Origin of the sequence: Heyndrickxia oleronia (genome assembly GCF_017809215.1) — a bacterium.
Taxonomy (GTDB): Bacteria; Bacillota; Bacilli; order Bacillales; family Bacillaceae_C; genus Heyndrickxia; species Heyndrickxia oleronia.
In genome coordinates, this window is record NZ_CP065424.1 from 2,378,108 (window position 1) to 2,402,334 (window position 24,227).

Sequence of the window (24,227 nt, forward strand, 5' to 3'; positions counted from 1 at the left end):
GTGGGGAAAATTGGAATATATGGATCTTCATTTGATCCAATTACAAATGTTCATTTATGGACAGCAAGTACAGTTGCGCACCGATGTAAATTAGATAAGGTAATTTTTCTGCCATGCTCAAATAAGCGGAAGGACAAACAAATGAATACAAAGGATGAACACCGCTGGAACATGGTTCAATTAGCTATTAAAGATAATGAACGCTTTATTGCAGATAATTATGAAATGCTACAAGATGCATGGAAAATCTCAACGTATGAAACATTAAAGTACTTTAAACAAAAATATAAAAATGATGAAATATATTTTATAATGGGGGCCGATCTTCTTATTGATATAGGAGAGGGACGTTGGGGAAATTCTGAATTACTGGTGAAAGAAAATAAATTTATTGTAATGGCACGTGATGGCATTGATATGGTTAAAGCGATTAGCAAATCTCCCATTCTACGAAATAATGATGATGGAAATACATTTCATTTAATTGATAAGGGATTGTCTATGGAAATTAGTTCAACTTATATTAGAGAGGAATTTAAATTAGGTGGAGAACCAAGATATTTATTACCAGGAAAATGTTATGAATATTGTATCAATCACGATTTATATAAATAATTTTAAGTGTTTGCAGTAATTTTTATTTACAGGCTGTTTTCGTATAGTTTGTAGCATTTGTAAAAGCCTAACTTCGGACTTTTACACTTATAAACAGGTTCTGTATTCTTATGAAGTTTGCAGCTTTTTTCAATTCTTTTAATCTCTACTTAAATAGCAACATGATTTTGGAAAAGAGTCTTGTTAAAAAAGGATGATTATTGAGTGACTAGCCACAAAAATAATCATCCTTTCTTAAATTAGAGGATAAGCTTGATTGCAGTAATACAGAGACCAATAATAAAACCACAAATAGCCCCATTCACCCGAATCCATTGTAGATCTTTGCCCACATTATTCTCAATCATGTTAATCAACATTTCATCATCCAGTTTATCCAGGTTTTCCTGGACAAGCTTCCCTATTTTTGAATGGTTGACTTCGATTAAGTTTGTAATTTGTGTATGTAACCAGGTTTCGATAGATGCAATTTTTTGTTCATCATTACTATAATTATCCAATATTCCATTTAACAAGGGAAAGAGGGATTCATCCCAAAACCTATCTTCATGAATATAAGCAATTGCTCTATGTCTAAAACTTTCGATCATTCCTTCTAATTGGTCATGTGGGTTCCATTTAGAAAGAATAGCATCCTTTAATCCTTCTATTTCATTAATCAATTGCTCATTATTTTTTAGATTATCTAACCCGGATTGAATGGATTGTAGAAGTTTTTCACGGTTTTCACTATCCTGATGTTTTAGGTCATTCATAATATTCTTCAACAGGGTTTGAATAATTTTTCCGAGTTTTTCTTCATTTACTAAGCTTTGGAAAGACTTTAAAGCAAATTGTAAAAATCCATCCAACTCAATTTTATTCAGAGCTTTGATAGCTGCACTCCCAAGTTGGATTTTACTCTCTTCTTTTGCTACCCAGCTTTCTGCTTGCTCCAATAGGTAGTCCAATGCTTTATGATCATATTGTCGATCTTCAATTAGTTTAACTATGTTTGGAAGCAAGGTTTTTACCTTATAGGAATGAATATAACTTTTTATCTGTTCAATAATGACTGGAATAAATTTTGTTAGATCTATATGTTTAATTATTTTTTCAATTAAAGAGAGGATTCCTTTTTTAAATCTTTCAGAATACATCTCTTTTTTTGCTACCGCTAATAGCTTTACTGTCAACTGTATGTTCTTAAGTTTATTTACTATACTTTCTTTCGAAAGCCAGTCATTTTCAATTGTAGAAACGAGAGCTTTCGTTATACGTTTTCGGTTTTTTGATAATAAAGAGGTATGTGGTATAGGTATTCCTAATGGATGCCTAAAAAGAGCTGTGACCGCAAACCAGTCTGCTAAACCACCGACGATTCCAGCTTCAAAACCACCTTGTAGCAATCCTAAAAATGGGTTGGAATGCTCAAAGGGGAGGGTGGCTATAAAACCAATTCCCATAACTGCAAGCGATGTTCTCGCTAAATACTTAGAATTTTTCACCATAATCAATCATCCTTTTACTGCCAAATACTTATTTACAATATGTAATTAAGAGCTATTAATAAAAACATTTTAATGCTTATTGCTGATAAATGGAAGAATGATGTATAAAAATAAACATATTATGTTAACTTAAATCAGCTTTTTTCTTCATTATTTAAAGTATGTAAAACTGAAATGACATTTTAAACGTACTCCAACCTATCGTCATTAAAGAATGGTTAAGATATATGTTCCCGGTTGTTGAATATCATCCTTAAAAAAATCAGCTAATAAAGGCATACAAAGATCTATTTAAGCTCCTTGTTCATAATACGGTTATGTAATTTTGAGAGTAATAATAGAGAAAGGATCGCACCAATAAAAGTTAATGACATATCCCACTGTGAATCCCAAACATCCCCTTGAGTTGCAAGGAAACTTTTTGCCGATCTTCCAACTATCTTAGCAACAAGCCATTCTATTATTTCATATATCGCTGAAATAGCAAGAATGATGGATAAAGTAATACAAATCAGCCATTTTGAAGGCTTTATACATGTATTCCTAAGAAGAAGCTCGCGGATTACAATAATAAAACTTCCTTTTGCAAAGTGGCCAAAACGATCATAATTATTTCGCTGCAAATGAAATTCATCCTTTAACCAACTGAATAGTGGTACATCGGCATATGTGTAATGCCCACCAATAAACATAAGAACGACTAAAATAGTGATAATTAAATAGGAAAGGGTTGTCAATCGGAATCGGGTATAGGTAAAAAGGAGAACCAATAGACCGATGACCGCAGGTGAAACTTCAAGCATCCATGTAAAATAATCATTAGCCTGAATGACAGACCATAGAAGGAATATGATAATAATAATAAATAAAAAGAAGTGGGAAAATTTTACGTTTTTCATTTATGAAAATATCTCCTTTTTGCAATAGTGTTACCATCTATCTATTCAAATTATGCGAAAGAGTTAAAGACGGATTTAATAAGTATTTGAATAATTTTAATGTTTGATAAATTTAAGTATTCTTTGTATAGTAATAGGATACAGGGGTGGAGTGAAGTGGTTAGTAATAGGAAAATGAAAAAGTTAGAAAATAATCATATAATTATTGTTTCTATTGCTACAGCGCTTTGCTTAATCGGCGATTCAATGCTGTATATCACGTTGCCAATTTATTGGAAAGACGCAGGATTAACATCTATATGGCAAGTAGGTTTTTTATTATCAATTAATCGCTTTGTACGATTACCTGCAAATCCGATCATAGGATGGATTTATAAAAAAATTACCTTAAGAACCGGTCTTTTAATTGCTGTTATTATCGGATCTTTAACGACCGTTGGATATGGAGTAGTAGAAGGCTTTATCGGATGGGTTATTTTACGAGGGTTATGGGGGATCGCATGGTCATTCTTTCGGATTGGTGGTTTATCAGCAGTTGTTTTGTTTGCTGAAAATAATAGTAGGGGCAAGGCGATGGGATTATATAATGGGCTTCATCGCTTAGGTAGTTTATTTGGCATGTTATTAGGCGGAATTCTTGTGCCATTATTTGGCTTTAATATTATTTCCATTTTATTTGGCATCGTATCAGTTGCAGGTTTACCTATCATACTTTTTAGATTAAAAGAACAACCAATTTCATCTGAAACTGTGCCTAAAAAATCTACAAATAAAGGTTTCTTTAAAAATGACATCGGATCCACTATAACCATTATGTTTAGCGGTTTTTTTATTGCCATGCTTATACAGGGGATTTTAACAGCTACATTAAGTAGCTTAATCGAGTACCATTTCGGAGAAAAACCTTCTTTATTAGGTATTGTGATTAGTGTAACGGCTTTATCTGGTAGCATTCAATCAGCACGGTGGGTATGGGAACCATTTCTAGGTACGAAGGTAGGCATATGGTCTGATGGAAAAAGAGGAAGGATTCCACTTTATATCGGTTTCTTAGCTCTTTCGTCGATATTATTCGGCATGCTTTCCTTACACCTAGCCATTTTCGTATGGTTATTCATGATCCTGCTCGTAATGGCTGCTTCTACAGCTATAACTACTTTAACAGACGCTATTGCGAGTGATGTAGCGAGGGAAACAAATGCTATTTCTTTTTTGACGATTTACTCGATTGTCCAAGATTTAGGAGCCGCAATCGGTCCATTCACTGGTTATTATTTTATCGAAAAAGTAAACGGATATTATTATTTATATTGGGGAAGCTCCATTGTTTTACTCTTATTAATGCTCGCATGGTGTAGCATATTTTTGTATAAAAAATTAACTAGTAATCAAGTGATACATACAGATGGTTTAGGTAAATAGATGGTTAATAGAGCGGAGGGAGTAAATAATTGATGAACTCAATTCAAGCTGTATTTATTGATCGTGATGGAACTATTGGAGGGAACGATCAAGCGATTTTTCCTGGAGAATTCGAAATGTATCCATATGTAGAAAAAGCACTTGAACAATTACGAAGCAGTGGTTTAAAGATTTATGCATTAACTAATCAGCCAGGGGTTAGTAGGGGAGAAGTTAATAAAGAGGATTTCGAAATAGAATTAAAAAAGTTCGGTTTTGATAAAATCTATCTTTGTCCTCATGAACATCTTGAAGGGTGTAGATGTAGAAAGCCATCACCAGGTATGTTAATGGCTGCTGCCAAAGAAAATGACTTGGATTTAAGAAAATGTATGGTTATAGGAGATCGATGGACAGATATGCTTGCTGCGGATTTGGCTGGATGTATGAAAATCCTCGTAAAAACTGGTGCAGGAATGAACGAATATCAAAAATATAAAAATGCTGAGTTTTTTGGAAGATGGGCAGAAGTTTCACCTAATTATATAGCAGAAGATTTGCGAGATGCAGTGAATTGGATCATGGAATGAGTAGTGGCTGGAACAGTAATTAAACTAGCAAAGCGGGAAGCAAAGAACCTGTATTCTCGACTTCCCCCTTATTGCTCCAAGTGAGCTTTAAATTTTCTTAATTTTAGACAAATCCCCACTGCATAGTGTATCAAGATTATCAAAAATTTTACAGGCAGGCCAATCCCACCATTTAATAGTAAGAAGATAATCGATGAGCTCATCATCAAATCTTTTTTTAATAATATTGCAGGGATTCCCGCCTGCAATATGGTAAGGGGGAATATCTTTTGAAACGACAGAACTGGCAGCAATAATTGCTCCATCACCAATATGCACACCGGGCATTACGGTGACATTTTGACCAATCCACACATCATTTCCAATTACAGTGTCACCTTTTAGTGGTAAGTCTGATAGTGAAGGAGTTGATTTCTCCCAGCCATTGCCCATAATGTTAAATGGATAGGTAGTGACACTGCACATTCGATGATTTGCACCATTCATTACAAATTCAATACCCTTTGCGATAGCGCAAAATTTTCCGATAAACAGTTTATCACCAATAAATTCATAGTGATGTGTGACATGCTCTTCAAACTTTTCAGCACCATTCATATCATCATAATATGTGTAGTCACCGACAATAATATTTGGACGTGTTATAACGTTTTTAATAAAGCATATACTTTTAATTGCTTCATTTGGGTAGATGGCATTAGGATCGGGTCCATATTGCATATAAAAATCTCTCCTTTGCATTATATAGATTGCAAGAATACAGCGTATTACTTGATATCCCCTTCTAATTTTTATTACACACAAACTATGCGAAAACAGCTTTTAATAAGTGTAAATTAGATTAATTAAGAGTATTAAAATGAACTCTCCTTCTTTACTTCGATAGTCATCGTCAAATTCCTTCAAACCTTCAAACTTCATTTAATCTTTCTTGTTATTTAGTGAGTAAATAATTTTAAAATGAAATTTTTTTGCTCATATCTTCTTTTTTATAAAATCATAGATAATCTGTATGTGATTCGAAGGAAAAGGAAAAATCCCGATTATTATTAGGGTAGGGATAATGGGATCAGTTAGTAAACAATACATAATACTTCTTTATTTTTACATATGAGGGCTATATACAATAAAAAAGAAAGGCAAGACAATCTGCCTTTCTATGAATTGAATATTAGTTACTGTTGATGTTCACTTCTGAATGATAAGGAATTCCCTTGGTGATTTTTTCATTTCGAAACTATTTTTTTGTGTTTCTCTAAAAAATGACATAAAGATGATTTTAAAAGGGAAAGACTGTCCTCAAATTCTCTATTTCACACAACAGAGTCTTTGAAAGTTAATTAGCCTATTTTGATTGAACATTACTTAGAATAATTTTACTGTGAGGAATGCTTGGAATATTCACCATGCTATAGCTAAGATCTTGGTCTTGTATATCGTATTCCATATGATTCACAAGGAAATTTAGACTTATCTTCATGATTTCTATAGTGACCCATTCTCCTGCACAACGGTGTCCAAGAAGATAATCACCACCACCTTGGGGTATAAAATTGAATCGATTTTCCTCCCATTGAGCAAATCGATTTGGATTAAACTCATCAGGTTGATCCCATATTTTTGGGTCATGATTCGTTCCGTAAAGATCTAATAGGGTTAATGTTCCTTTTTTGAATAAATAGCCGTTCCAGATAAAATCGTTTTTAACTAATGCTGCTACCATTGGGAAAAATGGATAAAAACGCCGTACCTCTTGTACAAACATCCAATAATAATCTTCATCATTTTTCACTAGTTTATCCCTTTCATGAGGATAATGATGTAGTGCAACCGCAAGAAAATTAATATAAATTGAAATTGCCACAATAGGACGCAATATATTAATGACTTCTACAGCAACAGTTTCAGTATTAAGAAGCTCCCCGTTAAGATCCTTATGCCAGGTAAATTGATGCAATAGTGTATTTTCTGAGATTTTCAGCTTTCCATCCCGAATGTTGCTAATCAGCTCACTCATGTTGGTTTCTACTTGATTTCTTGCTTTCCTCCCACGCCAATGAGTTGGACCGATTTTAGCAGGTGATTCAAACATTGCAGCTAGATCTTTTGTTAGATTTGTCATTTCCTCATCTTGAACAGAAATACCTACCCATTGGCAGGCGGATTTACATAAAATTTCTTTCACCTCATCAAATAATATCACTTTTTTCATATTTCCCCATTTATCTAACGCATTTTGCCACTGTTTTTCAGCTATAACTTTAAGTTTATTTAGTTCATAGGGAGACATTTGGGACATAAACATTTCCTTACGATGTTTATGTTTTTCACCATCTAATCCTTGAACCCCATTTTTTCCAAATAAGGTTTGAATTAAACGGTTAGGCGCTGCGTCTTTCCTTGCAAACTTATCCGTATCATAAAAAACTTCTGCCGCTTCATTCCCCGTCATACAGATTGCTTTTTTACCAAGCAATCGTGTCTCGAAAATATTGGACTGAAAGCTTTGACATCTATTTGGTATAAACATATAACCTTCTCTAAGCATACTTAAGCTATGGTCTAATCCATCTTCTTTGGGTATCTTTTTAATTTTTTCCATTTGATCCAGCTCCATTTTTTCTGTGGAATAGTAATTATTATTATTTGATAATTTACCCTAATTACTCTTAGAAGAATCATCTTCTTATGTTTTTGAATATTTCAAGGTTAGTTTTTTCCTAATAATAGAAGAATCTATACAACAGATGGTTGAGAGAATAAAAAAGTTGCAAATGACTCAAATATGAAGTCGGTCACTATCAAAGGCGTAATGAAGAGTGATGATAACAGAGGGATCAAGGGTGTATTACCATGCTCTTGCATATGCAAAAAAATAATGAAAAAGATCCTATTGATAATGGAAAAGTAAATATATTGAAAGCTGTGAATTGTTATATGATCTATTGATACCTCAAAGTTGATAATATTGGAAGTAGAAAAAGAGGATTGTGAATTAAGAGGAAAGGAGTTGAAGATCTAAGAGTTCAGCAGCTTTTTTATTCGAATAAAAGGCAGGTTATTTCATGAAGAATGATGAAGTAAATAGTATGGTTATAAAAAGTAGAGGTGGCAATGGAATGATAAATGAATTTATAACGATTAGAAAAGCTGTTTTAACTGATGCAGAAGGAATAGCTAAAGTACACGTTGACAGTTGGAAAACAACTTATGCCAATATTGTTTCAGATGAATATTTAGATAATCTTTCATATGAAAGTCGTGAACAAATGTGGACTGATGCCATTCCTTATGGAGGTGTTTTTGTAGCAGAAAACAATGAAGGAAAAATAGTTGGTTTTTCCAAGGGCGGAAAAGAAAGAAGCGGTAAATATAAAGGGTACGAAGGAGAGCTATATGCCATTTATATTTTAAAAGAATATCAAGGTCAAGGAATTGGAACAGCACTTATTAAACCAGTTATAGATGAAATTAAAGGCATGGGATTGAACACTATGCTTGTTCTTGTATTGAAAGATAATACTTCACGTCACTTCTACGAAGCATTAGGTGGTCAAAATATAGATCGTGTTGAAGTTGAAATTGGAGGAAAAATACTATCCGAACTTGTGTATGGTTGGAAAGATATTCGCACTATATTTTAGTATTCATTCTACTACTAACAGGTGAGATCATTAAAATAAAAACAATAGAAAAAGACAAAAAAAGGGGGAGTATTACTATATGAATAATAACTTAATTAGAAATATTCAATTGGTTTATTCTGACCTATCCATTGAAGACTTTTATACGAATGAGATTGGACAGAATAATGACGTGCTAATTGTAAACTATTCACTGGTTTTTAGATTTCCGAAAAATAAAAATGGAATCATTCAATTAAGAAGAGAAACGGAAATTTTGAAATATATTAAAGATATCGTCTCAAGTCCTATTCCAAATCCAATTTATGAGTCCTTTGGAGAGTTTGAACCAGGTAAGGCTTTCACTGGCTATATTTTAATAGATGGTGTTCCATTATGGAAGGAAAGTTTAATAGGTATTAAGAGTGTTGAAATGATGAAAGGATTGGCAGTACAACTTGTTTCTTTTCTTGTAGAACTCCACTCTATTTCAGGAGAAAAAGTACGTAGAGATTTGAACCTAAAAGTTCGTAATCCTCGTGAAGAAATGTATAAACTGTATGACAAGATTCAAACTAAATTATTTCCTTATATTAGAGAAGATGCTCAAAAAGAAGTATCACAATCCTTTGAAACTTTCCTAGAAGGGAAATCGTTCTCAAATTTAGATATAACACTTATACATGGAGATTTCGGTGCATCTAACATCTTGTGGAATCCTGAAACAAGTAGGATTTCTGGGATTATAGATTTTGGTGGTTCAGGTTTAGGAGACCCAGCATATGATTTTGCTGGAATACTCTCCAGCTACGGAAGAGAATTTTTTGATATGTGTATGAATCTGTACCCTAACGGTGATGAAATATCGGAACGAGTGAAATTTTATAAAAGTACATTTGCTTTACAAGAAGCACTACACGGTATTGAAAATGGTGATAGAGAAGCTTTTGAGAGTGGAATCCAAGATTATAGATAAATTGCTTGTTCCATCATTTTAGATGAATCATTTGAAAGAATAAAAGTCATCCTTAATAATTACCAAACTAAAAGATAAACCCATTGATTATTAATTGAGCTAAAAAGTGCATGAACAGAAGAACAGAGCTGTTATTTAGAAGGCTTTTTCATATGCTATTAACGGGATATAGTTCAAAAAGGATTAAAGCTTTTTTTATGGGGAGTTCAATGAAACAAGGAAACATCATGAGGGGGAAAACTCAATATGTCTAAGAATAAATATCACCGAGCATTTGGAGTTTACGGCATTTATGTAGAAGAAGGAGAACTCTTAGTTATAAATAAAAATGGGGGTCCATATACTAATCGTTTTGACTTACCTGGAGGAAGTTTAAAAGAAGGTGAAACTTTATCGGAAGCAATGAAAAGAGAGTTCCTTGAAGAAACGGGACTTGAAATAGAAATCCAGGAAAACATTGGGGTTGTGGATTTTAAACTGCCTTGGTTATGGAAAGAGTTTACGGATGTTCATCATATTGCGGTCTATTATTCTGTTCGTACTATTGGTGGGAACATACAAACACCTGAACAATTTGAAGGACAAGACTCATTGGGAGCCGTTTGGGTAACCGAAAAAGATGTTTCTTTGGATAATGCTTCACCATTAGTTTTAAAAGCATTTGAGTGGTTAAGAACAAAGGATTTAGGGATAGATGCTGAGATATACCAAGATTGGAAAGTAGTAAAATAAATATTTTCTTATACAGGCTAGAGCTGACTAACTCGAGTTAATCAGCTTTTTATGTTGGAAAGGTAGATTAATTCAATGCTATATGTTTTCTTTCCTACATATTTTCTTGAGTAATGCCCGACAGCCAGTTGAAACAAGACTATAGGTTTCTTCAAAGTTGCCTGTGAAAAATGGATCAGGTATATCTTTTCTGTCTTTTGTGAGGTCTAACAACCTTATTATCTTTGGATGGTTAGGTTTGCCGGTAATACTATAAATATTTTTTATGTTACTCATGTCCATACCTATAATATAGTCGAACTTCCAAAAGTCTTCTTTTATTAATGAGCGTCCAATTAGCCCTTTAGAAGAAATATTATATTTCTTTAGAATATCAAGAGTTCCCTTATGAGGAGGTAATCCGATTTGCCATGAACTAGTAGCAGCCGAATCAACTAAAAATTTCTCATTTAAATTTTCTTTATTGACCATGTCACGAAACAAAGCTTCCGCCATTGGTGAACGGCAAATATTCCCCAAGCATACAAATAAAACACTAATCATGTACTTTACTCCTTTTATCTATCTTTTATTCACAAACACGATCTCATGTACAGAACACCTATTTGTAAAATATGTACTACATAGAAATTTGGAACGGCGTATGTATTCATCCATTATTATGAAGTACTTAGATTATATGAGTCTCGATGATTTTTATAATTAAGTTATTTCAATATATGGTCATTAGTTATTCTTTCATAAAAGTACCGCATTCCTGTAATAAAAGAGATGAGTCTTTAAAGCAATAGAGACATTAAAGTAGAGTATTATTACGCTATTGACATTACCAACTATTTTTTTAGAAATTTAAAAAACTTTTCAATGGAGGGCGTCGTCTAATAAATTGGAAGGAGGAACGGATATGGATGAATTAACAGTAGAGGTGTTTGAAATAGAAGATAAGGAAGCCCTTATAGACGAGATAATGAATAAGTATGGACAGGAGATCCTACAGCTCGTTTATTCATATGTAAATAATAAAGAGGTCGCCGAGGACTTAGCCCAAGATATATTTGTTAAATGTTACAAATCTCTTCATACATATAAGGGAAAATCGAAGTTAAGAACATGGTTGTGGAGAATTGCAATTAATCATTGTAAGGACTATATAAAAAGTTGGTATCGCACAAAGGTAATCGTTACAGATAATGAATCTACGTATATGGGTGCTCAAAAAGAAAGTGCTGAACAGACTGTTATTAAAAATGATGAGGATCAAATGCTGGCTTCAGCAGTAATGAACTTACCAATAAAATATCGAGAAGTGATTTATCTTTATTATTTTGAAGAAATGCCAATCAAAGATATCGCAATGGTAATTGAAGTGAAGGAAAACACTATTAAAACAAGACTTAAAAGAGCCAAGGAACTCTTGAAGAAAGGATTGGAGGAATAATCAAATGGAAAATCGATTAATAGGGCTACGAAAATCAATGGAGAAAACAACTTTTAAACATTTGAATTTTTCTGAGCAACAACGTAAGAAGGTTTATGAAAAAATCAATAAAACATACGAAAATGAAGAAGATGTTTTTTTAGCCGTTTTACAACTTCTCATTTCTGAAAAAACAGGATACGAATTAGCAAAGCTATTGCGTGGGAGAGGGATTCAAAAATTCGAAGGAAATGAAGGCTTTTTATACACCATATTACACCGTTTAGAACAGAATCATCTTATTAAGTCAAGTTGGGATAATTCAGGAGCGAAATATTATCAATTAAATGACAAGGGAAGGAAGACATTACGAAAGGCAGAAAAAACTTCTACAAAGAAACGATTAATTTTAAAAGAATTGATAGAGGGGTGAGACAAAATTGAACAAAAAAGGGGATCACTTTTTAAAAGAAGTCACTAAACATATTAAATCAAAGGAAGCAAGGAATCTTGTGGCAACTGAATTGGAATTTCACTTGAAGAAGGCTAAGAACATGTGGATTGAGAAAGGCTTATGTGAGGCAGTTGCTGAGGACAAGGCAGTTGAAGAAATGGGAAATCCAATCAAACTTGGTCAAGAACTTAACAAACTACATAAGCCAAAGGTTGATTGGTTGATTATTATATTGTTAGTGACTGCTATGGGTCTAGGTTTCTTGCCAATAGTAGCACTTGGATATACGAATCATTTTCTAATCAATAAGGTGATATTTGTTATTCTCGGTGTAGCGGCAGCTTTTGGGATGATGATGATTGATTATAGGAAATTAGAGAGACTTGGATGGCTGTTTTACACAATAGGAGTACTCATCCTGATAATGTTAAGCTATTTTCCAACCACTGCAATAAATGGGGGACCTTATATTAAAATTGGTTCCATAACAATTGAAAGCTTAATGGCTGTACCATTCTTTTTTCTAGCTTGGGCTTCCTTTTTTAATAATAGTAGATTAAAGATTTGGCATCTTGGGATAATGTACCTATTTTCATTGTATCTATTCTTATCTATACCAAATCTCTCAACAACCTTTATCTATATAATGATGGTATTCGTTATGCTTTGGTGGAGTTTGTTAGGTAAGAAAAAGGCACTGATAATTACAGTTGTACCCATTTGTTTAATTATCATCGGTGGGTTATTTTTCTGGTCTTCAGCAAAGGAATACCAGATAGCTAGAATTTTAGGGTTTTTAAACCCAGAAAGTTACGAAAATGGTTCGGGTTATATGTATTTACGTTTAAAAGAGTTAATGTCGTCAGCAAGGTGGTTTGGTACATCTGGAAATAAAGAGTTTATTCAGGCTGCACATACTGATTTTGTGTTTGTAAGTTTGACTTACTATTATGGGTATTTGCTTGCACTTATCCTTGTCTTCATTCTTTCCCTTTTTGTAGTAAGGATGATCGCCATAACTCATAAAATAAATGGTCATTATGGTAAATTGCTTCTTGTTGGTGGAATGACTCTTTTTGTAGTTCAGTTCATTTATAACGTTGGAATGATCTTATGCTTATTACCGATTACATCTATATCCTTGCCTTTTATTAGCTATGGGCTGATGCCAACTCTGTTTAATGCGTTTTTAATGGGTATCGTGTTAAGTGTATATCGACGTAAAAATTTGAAATCAAGTAGTTTCATATAGAATTGAATCTAATAAATTCTCTAATTAATTTAATATAGAAACTTTACACTCACATGGGTATTTAATTTATTCCAGAAAGAGAGTTTTTTTAATAAGAAGGGGGACTGTGAAGGGTTGCCCATAAGCTTATAGTGAGTATTAATCCCAGAAGTCTGTCTAAGTTCCTTTGTAGGGTCAAAGCTATTAAGTTCTACGAAAAAATGTGCTTTAATGTAAGAAAAGTTAATGTGAGTTTGCCGTAGTAAAGAAAATCCTTAATTTAAAACTTTTTAGCTAAATGGCGGGTTAGTAGTATACCGAAAAAAGCCCAATTTCTTTATCTTAATATTGAGAAACTGGTCAGTTATCAAAAAAATTTACGGTATCTTAATGGGAAATCATAAGGACAGAGGCAGATCAATATGGCTGAACTCTTAAGTTGTAGACAAAAAGATTGTAGCAGGAAATAATTATTTGGTTCTATTTCTATACATAATATCGTATGAAATAAGGTAGTACTGTGAAAACAACAGGAAATTTTACCGACAAGGCTGCTATATATGCGAAATATCGCCCAAGTTACCCTGATGAATATGTTGATTATTTGTTTTCAGTTAACCAACTAAAAGGGAATCAGATTGTGGTCGATATTGGTTCAGGTACGGGGATATTTAGCAACCAACTGCTTGAAAGGGGTTTAAATGTTATTGGAGTAGAGCCAAATGATGACATGAGAAAGATGGCTGAGCAATCGTTAAAGCAATACTCTCGTTTTAAATCAATAAAAGCAACTGCTGAAAATACCACTTTAAAAGGGAGTAGTGTGGATTTAATAACTGTAGCTCAAGCATTTCATTGGTTCGATAAAAAAGCATTCAAAATGGAATGTCAACGGATTTTGAAACAAAAGGCAAGTGTTGCTCTTGTTTGGAATAGCAGAGATTTAACTAGTCCAATCATTAAAGAGAATGCAGAAATTTGCCAAAAGACCTGTTCAAATTTCAAAGGATTTAGTGGTGGAATAGAGGAAACTCCAGAAGTATTTAACAGCTTTTTTAAGGATGGAAAGTATGAATTTAAAAAATATCAAAATGATTTACTTTTTGATTATGAAAGTTTTTTGGGAAGGAATCTATCAGCATCCTATGCTCCGAAAAAAAATGACAAAGAGTATAAAAGTTTTGTCTTTCTCCTATCAGAGCTATTTGAAAAATACAGTAAGAATGGAAAAATTGTTCTCAAAAACATAACGCGAAGCTATCTAGGCAATGTCTAAACAGCCGAACATAAAGGGGCTTTAAAGAAGTTCCCTTTTAAATTTTTCAGTATTCATACCATTTAATTGGTATCTATAGTGAAGTATCGCCCTTCTTCAACTATAGGGGCGGGTTTGACCAATAAGCAGGAAAACAAAAGTAACTTCTTGAATATTGGATTGTTGTAGTTATTGGGGGGAATGTAAATGTTATATAGATTTAGAATTGATGGTACAACATGTAAATGTACTATTTAGACACGATACTGAAAATAAAATGACAGTCGTAAATGAACTACCATTCGATGTTGCCCCACGAATCTTTATTGGTGCCACCAGATCGGGCAATATAGTAAGGTTTTCAAAGTCGTTGGATGATAGCCTTGTAAATAAGTTGGAACAGGTTATAGGAGCACGTCCTAGTGCACTTCTTGGAGAAGTAATAAAGATTCTAAGCATAGACCGTATAGTAAATAATATATGGATTGGACCAGCGTATGTGTTTCCCGATGTCAGGGGCAGGACTTGTACAAAAGCGATTATGGTAACTAATAAAAACAAAGAAATTTTAAAGTCTCATTTCCCATATACATTTGCGGATTTTGAGAATAAACAACCTTGTTTTGTAATTATCGAAAATAACATACCTGTTTCAATTTGTTGTAGTGCAAGGCAAACCTCAAAAGCAGCTTAAGCAAGTGTATTTACACATGAAAAATTCAGAGGAAGAGCTTATGGTGCAGATGTTACAAATGCATGGGCTTCAGAGGTACAAAATCAAGGAAAATCCGCTCTATATAGCACTTCTTGGGATAATTTCGCTTCTCAATCCTTGGCTAGAAAACTACAATTGATTCAGTATGGCAATGACATTCATATGAGTTGATTTATCGAAGAAATCCCTCTTTAACGATCCTAAAATTACACCTTTTAAATGTAATGATAGTCTTTTCTTTAAAAAATGTTTGTGAAAGATTGTACTTATACTATTGAGTGTTTTCCTTAAATATTTGACTGTTAAAATACAGCCTTTTTCTTACTGGACGAACCGTGTAGTTTAGTTCAAGAAGTAATTTTAAAACGGAGTGTGAAATAGATGTTATTAACTCCTTTAGGTACTATTAAGCTATTTGTTAATAATAAAGAAGTTGAATTTACTGCTATAAAATTAGATAATTTAGAATTGCTTTGTCCAAATGTAAACGGTAGATATTTAATTCAATTTGAATACAAAAAAGAATTTAAGATTCAAGAAATTAAATGCTGTATACCATCAATAGATGTTAAGGGAGAAATTGAAAGCGGAGAAAGGCTCGAAGCGATTTCTTTTTATAAAAATGATATCAAACTAACAATTGGAGTAGAAGGAGAATTTACGGATTATCCAAAATATATAGATTTCAGTGGAGATTATTTAAGTAATGGAATTCAATATGAAGTATTCCAAACTACAGCAAGTAGAAAATTTAATTTTGGCGTTTGTTGGATGCAACCTTGTACAGAAGAAAACGATAATCAAACGTGGTTTGGCGCTGACCCAAATTTTATGCCCTAGAAGTTGTAAAATTATATTTATTGTTTATGAATTAGTTAACTTTTAACTTAAAATAACGAGTGCAAGAGTTGAAGATTGGAGTTTACATCGTAGGCAACCTTTACTCTTATGGATAATGGTGGAGATAATTTCCTTATATTAGAACATGTAAACTTTTTTAGATAGATTGGTAGTGGTATTTTAGTGACTAAAAAAGCGTTACTTTAGTCACTGCTGATATATAGCTGAAAATCCTCTTGATTAACAAGAAAATATTAATAAAAAGATAATTTTTCCTATAATTACAAATATTTATATACATTTCCATAATTTCGTAATATAATCCAAATTAAGGGGGGTGAGTAGAGTGAAAAAGAAGATTGGTGCATTGTTAATTGTGTTATCACTATTCACAATATCAAGTGTATCTGCTGCAGAAGTAGCGAAACCAATGAGTCCCAATTGTTATTTAGATAAAGGTATTTGGATATGTGAGTATTAATTCTTTAGAATAAAAAAATAATAGGAATTAATTAGCCACTATTAGTGGTTTTTTTGTTAACTTCTTTATAACTACAGAACACGATGAGAAAAATGTACTTGTGTATTTACTATCATCAATCCTCAATCAAATAGCTGATTATATTTAAGAACCAAAGATGATGAATTAGATTTCTAAAGAAAATTCATATTATAGAACTTTTTTATAGGTTAATATCAATATGTATATGTATGCAACTGTTATCTGGATTTTACATAGATGCAAGTAAGGTAAAACCCTCAAAAAAAGTTGGTAGTTCTCCGATTTTCTGTTCAGTAATAATACTGATTGTAGCAACCTTCTTTAACTATAGGGACAGTTTTGTATAACAAGCAAAAGTGTTAAATAATAAATAGGTCTTGTTTTCAAGGAACCGTGATGGCTGTGGGTTGGAATGAATATGGTCAATGCAATGTTAGTGACTGGTCCGATATAGTAGCAGTTGCAGCAGGTTGCACTCATACCATTGGACTTAAATCTGACGGCACGGTGGTATCTGTAGGTAGTAACGAATATGGACAATGCGATGTAAAAGGGTGGTCCGGCATCCAAATCCTCGGCAATTAGATCTTGGGTAAAAGCCATACATTTCCCACACCTAATAATAGTTCTTTATTCAACTAAACCAGCTAATAGCTTGTCAACATTTATAATAAAAACTTTAATTACTACATGTTATACTAATTTTAGGCTTGACAAAAAACCTTACAAAGCTTGTCTTTGTAAAGTTTCATCCTGTTTAGTAGTATTTTATACTAAACTAGATCTTTGAAACTCCCTTTATTTTTTTATAGTCAAAAATCCAATGTAAGAGTTTATGTGCACACGCTATCACATCTACTTTTAAGAGTTTTCTTTCTTCACGTTTTTTATCATAAAATTCGCGTAATCTCTTATTTCGAGGGATGATTTCATCTGTCGGTTTCTTCTTGCGACAATCACGAATTGCACTTTTCAAAGCCAAAATAGGGCATGTTGTAATCGGTTAGAGGCTCTTTTTATGATTCTCTTTAAAGTACCTTAGAATGTTCTGGATTCAAAGACACTTGGATCGATTCCTCCAAGGCTACTAGTTTTTTTGGATGATTAAATCGATCAATTTCCCCAATCTCAGAAATAATCGTTGCAGCGACTTTTTTCTGATTCCGGGGATGGATTGTATAATCGTACATTTCTTCAATACTTTTTGTTAAGACCTCTATCTCATCTTCAAGCATTGATAGATGTATTTTGTATTCTAGTATTATATTAATATACATATTAAGGCTTAGAATAAGACTATGATTCAATATATTTTGAAATGGGTTTCGTTGTGCGGCAGCTACTAATCTTTCTGCCTTACTATTTGCCCATTCCTGTGAGCGACTCTTACATAATTCCTTAATTCTTTTAGCTACTATTGGGTTCTCTTGGCTTCCATTACTTGATTTGAAGTAGGGAAATCTTGTAATGTCATTAAGGAAACATCAGAATATAGATCCCCGAAAACTTTACAGTATTCAGGAAATACTTGATTGAGAACTGCTTGATATTGAAGTTTGGTTTGTATAAACATCTCAGTAACATTCTTAGAGGATGCTAGATCATTGTTAAAAATAATTATGGATTTATTAATACTGCAATGACGGGGATAAAGTGAATTTAGAGCTGTAAATAAGCTTGCAAATATTTATAAGCATATTCAGAATTTAAACAATTTAAGAGATAATAAGTGTTCTAAAAAAATGTTACGGTATTGCAGTTCAAATGACAAAAATAGGGAATTAGTCGAGGGGCAAATAGACAATCATCCATTGAAGATGATGTGACCCATTTATGAGAATGGTGGTATTAGAAGGAAATAGCGTAGTGGTGAAAGGTTCTATAATTGGAAGCAATACAATTGTCACCAAGAGCATTCCTCTTAACAGCAAAATAATCCATAAAGCTACGATTTAACTCAGAAAGGAGTTGGAGACATGGCGTTGTTAATCTATGCAATTTTCTTGTTTTTTTGGTTTTTGATTGTTGTTCTGTTTTATATATGGACAGCTTTATTCTGGTCGATGATTTTTCGTGTCCAAAAGTTTGAAAATGAAGGGAAACGTACAAAAGCCGGTTTTAGCACTATGGTATCCATAGCTTTAACCATATTTTTATTGAAATTAATTTGTCATTTTACGGATACTCCGAGTTTATTCCAATTCACTAAAATTACCTCAACTTGTTTTATTGCTGCGTTTATTTATTTCGTCGTATTAGGAATTGCAACCATTCCTTTTATAAAAAAAGACGGAGCAGATCTGCTGAAGCAAGCTCTATATCGCAATAAGAAGAAAGAGATAAGAAAAAAACTATCCAATTGGTTTTAACATGCTTTTTTATTTAAGTAGCGATTTTCAGTCTGATTTGATGTGCAAAAAAGACCGGTTAGTTGAATAATCTTCATTATTAGCTTGAATGCAACAATGGGGCGCTTAAGAAGGCGTCTTTTTTTCATGCTTTGCAAAAGATAGTGAAGGTAGGTTTTGAAAATGGCAAATTATAATTTAGATAAAAAAGACAGCTTTACCGATTTTGCTGGCATAAATAAGGAAAAGTTTGACTTTTGGCAGGCATTTTCAGCCAAGATGGAAGGCTTGACGCTCAAAACAATAGCCATAAATGATTCTGTTTTTGCGGTAAATGAAGCAGTGAATAACAAGATGATATATTATGCTGGAATCATGACAGAGACAGCTGCACCAGAAGAAGCCAGAGTTATCCAATTCCTAAGGGAGAATACTTAGTTGTGAAAGGGGAAGGGAAGACAGCAGATGAGTTGAGTAATATACTTTCTAGCATTGTGTTTGATCAGATCTTGCCGGAAGCAAAGGATATTGCCTGTGTTGGGGGCCAAATGCAACGGTTGAGATGGGGCAGCGAGATTGTTTAGTTTTGGTGAAATGTGGATTCCTGTTTTAAGAATTAAAAAAAAGTTTAAATTTGATAGTGAGAAATCTAAATTAGCGGGAATAATTCGAGGTTCGTTTTTGGTAATTAAAAGTGAAAGCTTATACTAAGCTAAATCTTGGAAAGTCCCTTTGATGTTCCATTTTCAATGACACTAGGATCGATTCCTGCAAAGTCTGCTATTTTTGGATGATTAAATCAATTAATTTCCTAGATCTAGGAAATGATAGTTCCAGCGATTTTTTCACCGATTCTGGGGATGGATTGAAGTTTACATTCTTCAATACTTGTTGCTAAACATCTAACTCATTTTTAAGCTTTGGGTTAGTCTGGTAAATTGAAAACAGTATTTAACAGTTGACTAATTTAACTGTAAAGTTTAAAGTTACAGTAGGTCGATGGAAATAAATTTTGAGAGATAAAACCTATCTGATCATGTAGATACAGTAATATTAATAAAAAATGAATAGGTCAGCAAAGATTAAATAAACATTGCCGATTAGATAACATTATGTGTTTTTGTTTTTAAACTGTAATTTTTTTTGATACATTTCAACATCCCAATTTGATTCTGTCTGGCACTGTACATTCGACAAAAAAATATTAAAGGAGTGTGTAAAAATATGGTGATGCTATATACTACACCAAGCTGTGGTTCATGCCGGAAAGCAAAAGCGTGGCTCGAGGAACATCATATTGATTATATCGAAAGAAACATAATATCAAGGTCCATTACAGTCGATGAGCTTAAATCAATTCTTCGTTTAACTGAAGATGGAGTAACTGAAATTATTTCAACTAAATCCAAAACTTTTCAGGAATTAAATATAAATATAGATGAGCTTTCACTTAATGAACTTTACAATCTAATAATCAAGCACCCTCAAATGTTACGTAGGCCAATTATTCTAGACGAAAAAAGATTACAGGTTGGCTATAATGAGGAAGAAATTCGCAAATTCTTGCCACGTACAATTCGAACATACTTAAACTTGGAGTTACAAAAATTAGCTGATTTATAAGTAATTTTTTTGAAAGGAGGAGGCAGCAGATGATTGAAGTGTGTATAACTGTTAATTATAAAAATAGAAATTATCAAACAAATGTCATTGTAAGTAAAGATACGATATGGGAAAAAATTAGACAGTTGGCAGAAGAACAAGTTAAGAAACAATGGAATTTTTAAAACTTTGAATGAGAAATAAAGGAGCTTATTTCTTCAGAGTTTAAAATTATTCATAAATCTAAACGTTTGACAAACTAATCTGTAATATTTATCATTACAGTATATTAGTGATAAAAAATATTATTCAATGTAAAAAGTGATCAGCCTTTTATATCTTAGGAGGAAAAAAATGAACAGTGATTTTACACTTGCCATTCATAGTTTAACTTTTCTAGCTCTACAGCCAGACCGGATGTCTACAAGTAATGCTATTTCAGAAAGTGCAGGTGTGCACCCGGTACGCATTCGCAAAGTGTTAAGTTTGTTAAAAAAACACAGGTTTATTCGATCAAAAGAGGGCACTGGTGGCGGGTTTATTTTTCCTCTGGAGTTAAGTGAAGTTAATCTATGGCACATTTATAAGATAACCTCAGAAGGCGCTTTACAACCTAAGTGTCCTGAGTCAAATAATCAGTGTATTGTAGGTTCTAATATGCAAAAAGTCCTTTTTACGATTTTCTTAGGTGCTGAGGAACATCTGGGTGAATATTTAAAGAACTACACAATGAAGGAAGTTGTGGATCTTATCAATCAAGAACGATAAGCGGTTTGATTATATATTGCCGTCAAGTTCTTAAACACTTAAATGTAATAAAAATTATTACAGTATATTCAGCTCAGTAAACCTTGTTCGCTGTAATGAAGGAATGAGAAATTATTCAAATGTTTATTCATATAATTTAACGCGTTTAAGTACAAAAAAACATTTTTAAGAAGGTGAGGAAGTATGATGTCAAAGAATAATCCCCATTTAAAAGTAGGAGATTGGGTTCGAGGAAAATCAATGGAGGGTGAATTAATACTTGGTTACATTGAAGCAATTGGAGGAGTAGTCGAAGTAGCTGTTGTTAAATCCGATAACAAAGACACAATAGGCAAAACAATTTCTCTTTTAAGTAAACACGTAAAAAAACTCCCTGATTCAAAGATAATAAACAAAGCACAAGTCCTTTATCTTATAGAACTAGCATTATTAACAGGGGATGAAGAATGGTTTATGGAGCTTTCTTCAAAATTAAAATCGATGAAACAGTTAGTTGATGGAGTAATTTAATGATTACATTAAATATAATCTCTTTCAGTATTTTTAACTAAAATCAATCGTATGGTTTTAATTTTGTCGGCATTTGAATTTGGTTTTTGTAAGAATTTCTACTTCGACTGAAAAAGTATGGAAATTGATCGGAGGCTTTGACTCACTTCCAGACTGGTTGCCCTATATCCCAAGCAGCAAAGTAAGCGAAGGTGTACGTGTACGTGTACGTCAATTGGCTAACCCTGATGGTGATACGATAATAGAAAGGCCTGGAAGCATTCAATCATAAGGAACGCAACTACACTTATTCAATAATGCAAGCACCATTTCCTGTTACTGATTATTTATTTACCATCCATGTTAAAGAAGATACCGGCGGCAAATCATCGTTGGTAGAGTGGTCTGGCAGTTTCACACCTGTAGGAGTTAGTGATGTAGAAGCCATTAATCTGTTCCATGGAATCTACAAGGATGGCCTGGAACAATGCAACATGCATTTCTAGATTGATCAGTATAGACGAAAAAGGTCACCTGATTCGAAGTAATCTCCATATATTAGTCGTAAAGACTTTAATTTTAGCAAATCTAAGAAATACCTAATCAGCCAAGGTTTTTTCAAAAAAGCCTTGGCTGAATTGTTAAATTCAAAGTAGAAACAGGACTCCTATTGTAAAAATTAGTTAATCTATCAAGTATCTGATTTGGGGAAATAATAAAAATTGAATTACAAGCATGATCTAAAATCCATTAGCATTAGGAGGAAACGAATTATGGACCATTTCACAAAACAATATATTAATGGGAATTGGAAACTAGGTTCAAGCGAAAAAAACATTGAAAACATCAATCCTTACACAGGACAAAAAATTGTAACGATACAATCAGCGAATAAAAAAGACCTAGATGAAGCCTTTCAAGCAGCTAAAGTAGCACAACCTAAATGGGCTGATATGACAGTAGCTGAAAAGCAAGGACATTTTCAAAAACTTGTCGATGTAATGATGGAAGAGAAAGATGGGATTATCGATTGGCTGATAAAAGAATCAGGAAGTACTCACTTAAAGGCCACAATTGAATTTGATTCCGCATTAGGGGTTGTGAAGGAATCAATGTCTTTCCCAACTAGAATGGCCGGTAGCATCCTTCCTTCCATTTTCCCGAATAAAGAAAATCGAGTATATCGTATTCCTAAAGGGGTTATCGGGGTTATCGGTCCTTGGAATTTTCCTTTCCATTTAACGATGCGTTCGGTTGCACCAGCATTAGCCACAGGAAACAGTGTTGTGATAAAACCAGCTTCAGATACACCTGTAACATCCGGACTCATTTTTGGAATGCTATTTGAAAAGGCAGGTTTCCCGAAAGGTCTAGTGAATGTTGTAGTTGGAAAAGGGAGTGAAATTGGAGATGAATTTGTTATTCATCCAATTCCAAAACTCATTTCTTTCACTGGTTCAACAGAAGTAGGTAGACGTATTGGCGAAAATGCAGGTAAGAATTTAAAAGACGTTGCACTTGAACTGGGCGGCAATAACGTGATGATTGTTTTAAAGGATGCCAATATAGAACGGGCCGCAAAAGCAGCTGTCTTTGGTAAGTTTCTTCATCAGGGTCAAATTTGTATGGCATTAAATCGAATTATTGTGGATCAGGAGATTCATGATGACTTTGTTAACGAATTTACAAAATTGGTCAGTCAATTAAAATATGGGAATCCGTCTGATCAGTCAACATTTGTAGGTCCGGTTATCAATAAAGAACAAATCGAAAGAATTCAAAAAGACTTGAATGAAAGCATACAACAAGGTGCAGAGCTCATATACGGAGGAAAAGTCGAAGGATGCTTGATGCAACCGACTGTTTTAAAAAATGTAACGAATGATATGCCAATTGCTCAAAATGAAATTTTTGGTCCAGTCGCTGCGATTATAAAAGCAGAAAATGAAAAGGAAGCCGTAGAATTTGCCAATGATTCGCAATATGGCTTAAGTGGTTCCATTTTCACAGAAGACCGTCATCATGGGGTTGAGTTAGCTATGAAAATTGAAACAGGTATGATCCATGTAAATGATCAATCTGTAAACGATGAAGCTCACGTTCCATTTGGTGGAGAAAAAGACTCTGGAATAGGTCGTTTTAACGGAGAATGGGCGATGGAAAAATTCACAACAGTAAAATGGATAGGGGTACAAAGCGGATATCGCGAATATCCAATATTTTAAACCTTTATGAATATGCAAGGGACCTATTATGTAATTTAGGTTGCATATATAATTT

At 33.3% G+C, this 24,227-nt stretch carries 24 protein-coding genes and 5 pseudogenes; 23 read left to right on the forward strand and 6 right to left on the reverse strand.

The window, feature by feature from the left end; genetic code table 11:
* A complete protein-coding gene (gene nadD / locus I5818_RS11900; protein ID WP_058006733.1) occupies positions 1 to 615 on the forward strand; it encodes a nicotinate (nicotinamide) nucleotide adenylyltransferase in 615 nt (204 codons plus the stop codon).
* A 239-nt stretch (positions 616 to 854) separates the two neighbouring features.
* Here the strand turns inward: nadD and I5818_RS11905 are convergent, their stop codons facing one another.
* Together I5818_RS11905 and I5818_RS11910 are read right to left on the reverse strand one after the other, a co-directional pair.
* Positions 855 to 2,105: a DUF445 domain-containing protein gene (locus I5818_RS11905; RefSeq protein WP_209391909.1), complete on the reverse strand. Its 1,251-nt coding sequence runs from the start codon at positions 2,103 to 2,105 to the stop codon at positions 855 to 857.
* Between the two features lie 287 nt (positions 2,106 to 2,392).
* The gene (locus I5818_RS11910) at positions 2,393 to 3,004 is read right to left on the reverse strand and encodes a DUF2238 domain-containing protein (protein ID WP_209391910.1); all 612 of its coding nucleotides are present in this window, start codon (positions 3,002 to 3,004) and stop codon (positions 2,393 to 2,395) included.
* 156 nt (positions 3,005 to 3,160) lie between these two features.
* Between I5818_RS11910 and I5818_RS11915 the strand changes: the two genes are divergently transcribed.
* A complete protein-coding gene (locus I5818_RS11915; RefSeq protein WP_078110890.1) occupies positions 3,161 to 4,426 on the forward strand; it encodes an MFS transporter in 1,266 nt (421 codons plus the stop codon).
* Between the two features lie 32 nt (positions 4,427 to 4,458).
* Positions 4,459 to 4,995, forward strand: a complete 537-nt coding sequence (locus I5818_RS11920; protein ID WP_078110891.1) for an HAD-IIIA family hydrolase — start codon at positions 4,459 to 4,461, stop codon at positions 4,993 to 4,995.
* A gap of 87 nt (positions 4,996 to 5,082) precedes the next feature.
* Here the strand turns inward: I5818_RS11920 and I5818_RS11925 are convergent, their stop codons facing one another.
* Both I5818_RS11925 and I5818_RS11930 read right to left on the reverse strand, forming a co-directional pair.
* Entirely contained in the window at positions 5,083 to 5,715 is a 633-nt protein-coding gene (locus tag I5818_RS11925; RefSeq protein WP_078110892.1) for a Vat family streptogramin A O-acetyltransferase, read from the reverse strand.
* 625 nt (positions 5,716 to 6,340) lie between these two features.
* Positions 6,341 to 7,597, reverse strand: a complete 1,257-nt coding sequence (locus tag I5818_RS11930) for a CYP152 family fatty-acid peroxygenase CypC (protein WP_078110977.1) — start codon at positions 7,595 to 7,597, stop codon at positions 6,341 to 6,343.
* A gap of 517 nt (positions 7,598 to 8,114) precedes the next feature.
* Between I5818_RS11930 and I5818_RS11935 the strand changes: the two genes are divergently transcribed.
* The 3 genes from I5818_RS11935 (at position 8,115) to I5818_RS11945 (ending at position 10,326) form a co-directional block, all read left to right on the forward strand.
* Entirely contained in the window at positions 8,115 to 8,639 is a 525-nt protein-coding gene (locus I5818_RS11935) for a GNAT family N-acetyltransferase (protein WP_071974857.1), read from the forward strand.
* A 79-nt stretch (positions 8,640 to 8,718) separates the two neighbouring features.
* Positions 8,719 to 9,594 (forward strand): phosphotransferase family protein, encoded by an 876-nt coding sequence (locus I5818_RS11940; protein ID WP_078110976.1) that lies wholly within the window; start codon positions 8,719 to 8,721, stop codon positions 9,592 to 9,594.
* A gap of 246 nt (positions 9,595 to 9,840) precedes the next feature.
* Complete coding sequence (locus I5818_RS11945; protein WP_058006726.1) at positions 9,841 to 10,326, forward strand: NUDIX hydrolase; 486 nt, start codon at positions 9,841 to 9,843, stop codon at positions 10,324 to 10,326.
* A gap of 78 nt (positions 10,327 to 10,404) precedes the next feature.
* Here I5818_RS11945 and I5818_RS11950 read toward each other — a convergent pair whose 3' ends face one another.
* A complete protein-coding gene (locus tag I5818_RS11950; protein ID WP_058006725.1) occupies positions 10,405 to 10,869 on the reverse strand; it encodes a low molecular weight protein-tyrosine-phosphatase in 465 nt (154 codons plus the stop codon).
* Positions 10,870 to 11,230: 361 nt separating this feature from the next.
* Here I5818_RS11950 and I5818_RS11955 point away from each other — a divergent pair, with 361 nt between their 5' ends.
* From I5818_RS11955 to I5818_RS11985, 9 genes and pseudogenes are all read left to right on the forward strand, one after another.
* Complete coding sequence (locus I5818_RS11955; RefSeq protein ID WP_071974853.1) at positions 11,231 to 11,764, forward strand: sigma-70 family RNA polymerase sigma factor; 534 nt, start codon at positions 11,231 to 11,233, stop codon at positions 11,762 to 11,764.
* 4 nt (positions 11,765 to 11,768) lie between these two features.
* Positions 11,769 to 12,176, forward strand: coding sequence for a PadR family transcriptional regulator (locus I5818_RS11960; RefSeq protein ID WP_071974852.1), 408 nt, complete (start codon positions 11,769 to 11,771; stop codon positions 12,174 to 12,176).
* A gap of 7 nt (positions 12,177 to 12,183) precedes the next feature.
* Positions 12,184 to 13,449 (forward strand): FtsW/RodA/SpoVE family cell cycle protein, encoded by a 1,266-nt coding sequence (locus tag I5818_RS11965; RefSeq protein ID WP_078110975.1) that lies wholly within the window; start codon positions 12,184 to 12,186, stop codon positions 13,447 to 13,449.
* Positions 13,450 to 13,948: 499 nt separating this feature from the next.
* Positions 13,949 to 14,704: a class I SAM-dependent methyltransferase gene (locus I5818_RS11970; RefSeq protein ID WP_078110974.1), complete on the forward strand. Its 756-nt coding sequence runs from the start codon at positions 13,949 to 13,951 to the stop codon at positions 14,702 to 14,704.
* Between the two features lie 208 nt (positions 14,705 to 14,912).
* Positions 14,913 to 15,377, forward strand: coding sequence for a hypothetical protein (locus I5818_RS11975; RefSeq protein ID WP_244975371.1), 465 nt, complete (start codon positions 14,913 to 14,915; stop codon positions 15,375 to 15,377).
* A 15-nt stretch (positions 15,378 to 15,392) separates the two neighbouring features.
* A pseudogene (locus I5818_RS26050) lies at positions 15,393 to 15,569 on the forward strand (GNAT family N-acetyltransferase); the annotation flags it as partial.
* Positions 15,570 to 15,779: 210 nt separating this feature from the next.
* Positions 15,780 to 16,238 (forward strand): hypothetical protein, encoded by a 459-nt coding sequence (locus tag I5818_RS11980; RefSeq protein WP_058005425.1) that lies wholly within the window; start codon positions 15,780 to 15,782, stop codon positions 16,236 to 16,238.
* Between the two features lie 346 nt (positions 16,239 to 16,584).
* The gene (locus tag I5818_RS26240; RefSeq protein ID WP_257234296.1) at positions 16,585 to 16,719 is read left to right on the forward strand and encodes a hypothetical protein; all 135 of its coding nucleotides are present in this window, start codon (positions 16,585 to 16,587) and stop codon (positions 16,717 to 16,719) included.
* Between the two features lie 408 nt (positions 16,720 to 17,127).
* Positions 17,128 to 17,325, forward strand: a pseudogene (locus I5818_RS11985) (chromosome condensation regulator); the annotation flags it as partial.
* 188 nt (positions 17,326 to 17,513) lie between these two features.
* On the opposite strand, the pseudogene I5818_RS26440 reads toward I5818_RS11985, so the two are convergent.
* Positions 17,514 to 18,328, reverse strand: a pseudogene (locus I5818_RS26440) (transposase); the annotation flags it as partial.
* Positions 18,329 to 18,716: 388 nt separating this feature from the next.
* Between I5818_RS26440 and I5818_RS11995 the strand changes: the two are divergent.
* The 8 genes and pseudogenes from I5818_RS11995 (at position 18,717) to I5818_RS12030 (ending at position 24,172) form a co-directional block, all read left to right on the forward strand.
* A complete protein-coding gene (locus I5818_RS11995) occupies positions 18,717 to 19,109 on the forward strand; it encodes a hypothetical protein (protein WP_071976018.1) in 393 nt (130 codons plus the stop codon).
* Positions 19,110 to 19,271: 162 nt separating this feature from the next.
* A pseudogene (locus I5818_RS12000) lies at positions 19,272 to 19,799 on the forward strand (GyrI-like domain-containing protein).
* A 513-nt stretch (positions 19,800 to 20,312) separates the two neighbouring features.
* Positions 20,313 to 20,711 (forward strand): transcriptional regulator SpxA, encoded by a 399-nt coding sequence (spxA, locus tag I5818_RS12005; protein WP_058005429.1) that lies wholly within the window; start codon positions 20,313 to 20,315, stop codon positions 20,709 to 20,711.
* Between the two features lie 29 nt (positions 20,712 to 20,740).
* A complete protein-coding gene (locus tag I5818_RS12010; RefSeq protein WP_078110722.1) occupies positions 20,741 to 20,875 on the forward strand; it encodes a BA3454 family stress response protein in 135 nt (44 codons plus the stop codon).
* Between the two features lie 169 nt (positions 20,876 to 21,044).
* Positions 21,045 to 21,458, forward strand: coding sequence for an RrF2 family transcriptional regulator (locus I5818_RS12015; RefSeq protein ID WP_058005431.1), 414 nt, complete (start codon positions 21,045 to 21,047; stop codon positions 21,456 to 21,458).
* 186 nt (positions 21,459 to 21,644) lie between these two features.
* Complete coding sequence (locus tag I5818_RS12020; RefSeq protein WP_071976044.1) at positions 21,645 to 21,968, forward strand: IDEAL domain-containing protein; 324 nt, start codon at positions 21,645 to 21,647, stop codon at positions 21,966 to 21,968.
* A gap of 73 nt (positions 21,969 to 22,041) precedes the next feature.
* A pseudogene (locus I5818_RS12025) lies at positions 22,042 to 22,458 on the forward strand (SRPBCC family protein).
* Positions 22,459 to 22,720: 262 nt separating this feature from the next.
* Positions 22,721 to 24,172: an aldehyde dehydrogenase family protein gene (locus I5818_RS12030; protein ID WP_071976017.1), complete on the forward strand. Its 1,452-nt coding sequence runs from the start codon at positions 22,721 to 22,723 to the stop codon at positions 24,170 to 24,172.
* Positions 24,173 to 24,227 lie beyond the last annotated feature (55 nt).

Bases quoted from the DNA above. Each gene is read 5' to 3' on its own strand.
- I5818_RS11905 (WP_209391909.1), bottom strand. From the start codon at position 2,105: ATGGTGAAAAATTCTAAGTATTTAGCGAGAACATCGCTTGCAGTTATG.
- I5818_RS11910 (WP_209391910.1), bottom strand. From the start codon at position 3,004: ATGAAAAACGTAAAATTTTCCCACTTCTTTTTATTTATTATTATTATC.
- I5818_RS11920 (WP_078110891.1), top strand. From the start codon at position 4,459: ATGAACTCAATTCAAGCTGTATTTATTGATCGTGATGGAACTATTGGA.
- I5818_RS11925 (WP_078110892.1), bottom strand. From the start codon at position 5,715: ATGCAATATGGACCCGATCCTAATGCCATCTACCCAAATGAAGCAATT.
- I5818_RS11930 (WP_078110977.1), bottom strand. From the start codon at position 7,597: ATGGAAAAAATTAAAAAGATACCCAAAGAAGATGGATTAGACCATAGC.
- I5818_RS11935 (WP_071974857.1), top strand. From the start codon at position 8,115: ATGATAAATGAATTTATAACGATTAGAAAAGCTGTTTTAACTGATGCA.
- I5818_RS11940 (WP_078110976.1), top strand. From the start codon at position 8,719: ATGAATAATAACTTAATTAGAAATATTCAATTGGTTTATTCTGACCTA.
- I5818_RS11945 (WP_058006726.1), top strand. From the start codon at position 9,841: ATGTCTAAGAATAAATATCACCGAGCATTTGGAGTTTACGGCATTTAT.
- I5818_RS11950 (WP_058006725.1), bottom strand. From the start codon at position 10,869: ATGATTAGTGTTTTATTTGTATGCTTGGGGAATATTTGCCGTTCACCA.
- I5818_RS11955 (WP_071974853.1), top strand. From the start codon at position 11,231: ATGGATGAATTAACAGTAGAGGTGTTTGAAATAGAAGATAAGGAAGCC.
- I5818_RS11960 (WP_071974852.1), top strand. From the start codon at position 11,769: ATGGAAAATCGATTAATAGGGCTACGAAAATCAATGGAGAAAACAACT.
- I5818_RS11975 (WP_244975371.1), top strand. From the start codon at position 14,913: ATGGTACAACATGTAAATGTACTATTTAGACACGATACTGAAAATAAA.
- I5818_RS11980 (WP_058005425.1), top strand. From the start codon at position 15,780: ATGTTATTAACTCCTTTAGGTACTATTAAGCTATTTGTTAATAATAAA.
- I5818_RS11995 (WP_071976018.1), top strand. From the start codon at position 18,717: ATGGCGTTGTTAATCTATGCAATTTTCTTGTTTTTTTGGTTTTTGATT.
- spxA (WP_058005429.1), top strand. From the start codon at position 20,313: ATGGTGATGCTATATACTACACCAAGCTGTGGTTCATGCCGGAAAGCA.
- I5818_RS12010 (WP_078110722.1), top strand. From the start codon at position 20,741: ATGATTGAAGTGTGTATAACTGTTAATTATAAAAATAGAAATTATCAA.
- I5818_RS12015 (WP_058005431.1), top strand. From the start codon at position 21,045: ATGAACAGTGATTTTACACTTGCCATTCATAGTTTAACTTTTCTAGCT.
- I5818_RS12020 (WP_071976044.1), top strand. From the start codon at position 21,645: ATGTCAAAGAATAATCCCCATTTAAAAGTAGGAGATTGGGTTCGAGGA.
- I5818_RS12030 (WP_071976017.1), top strand. From the start codon at position 22,721: ATGGACCATTTCACAAAACAATATATTAATGGGAATTGGAAACTAGGT.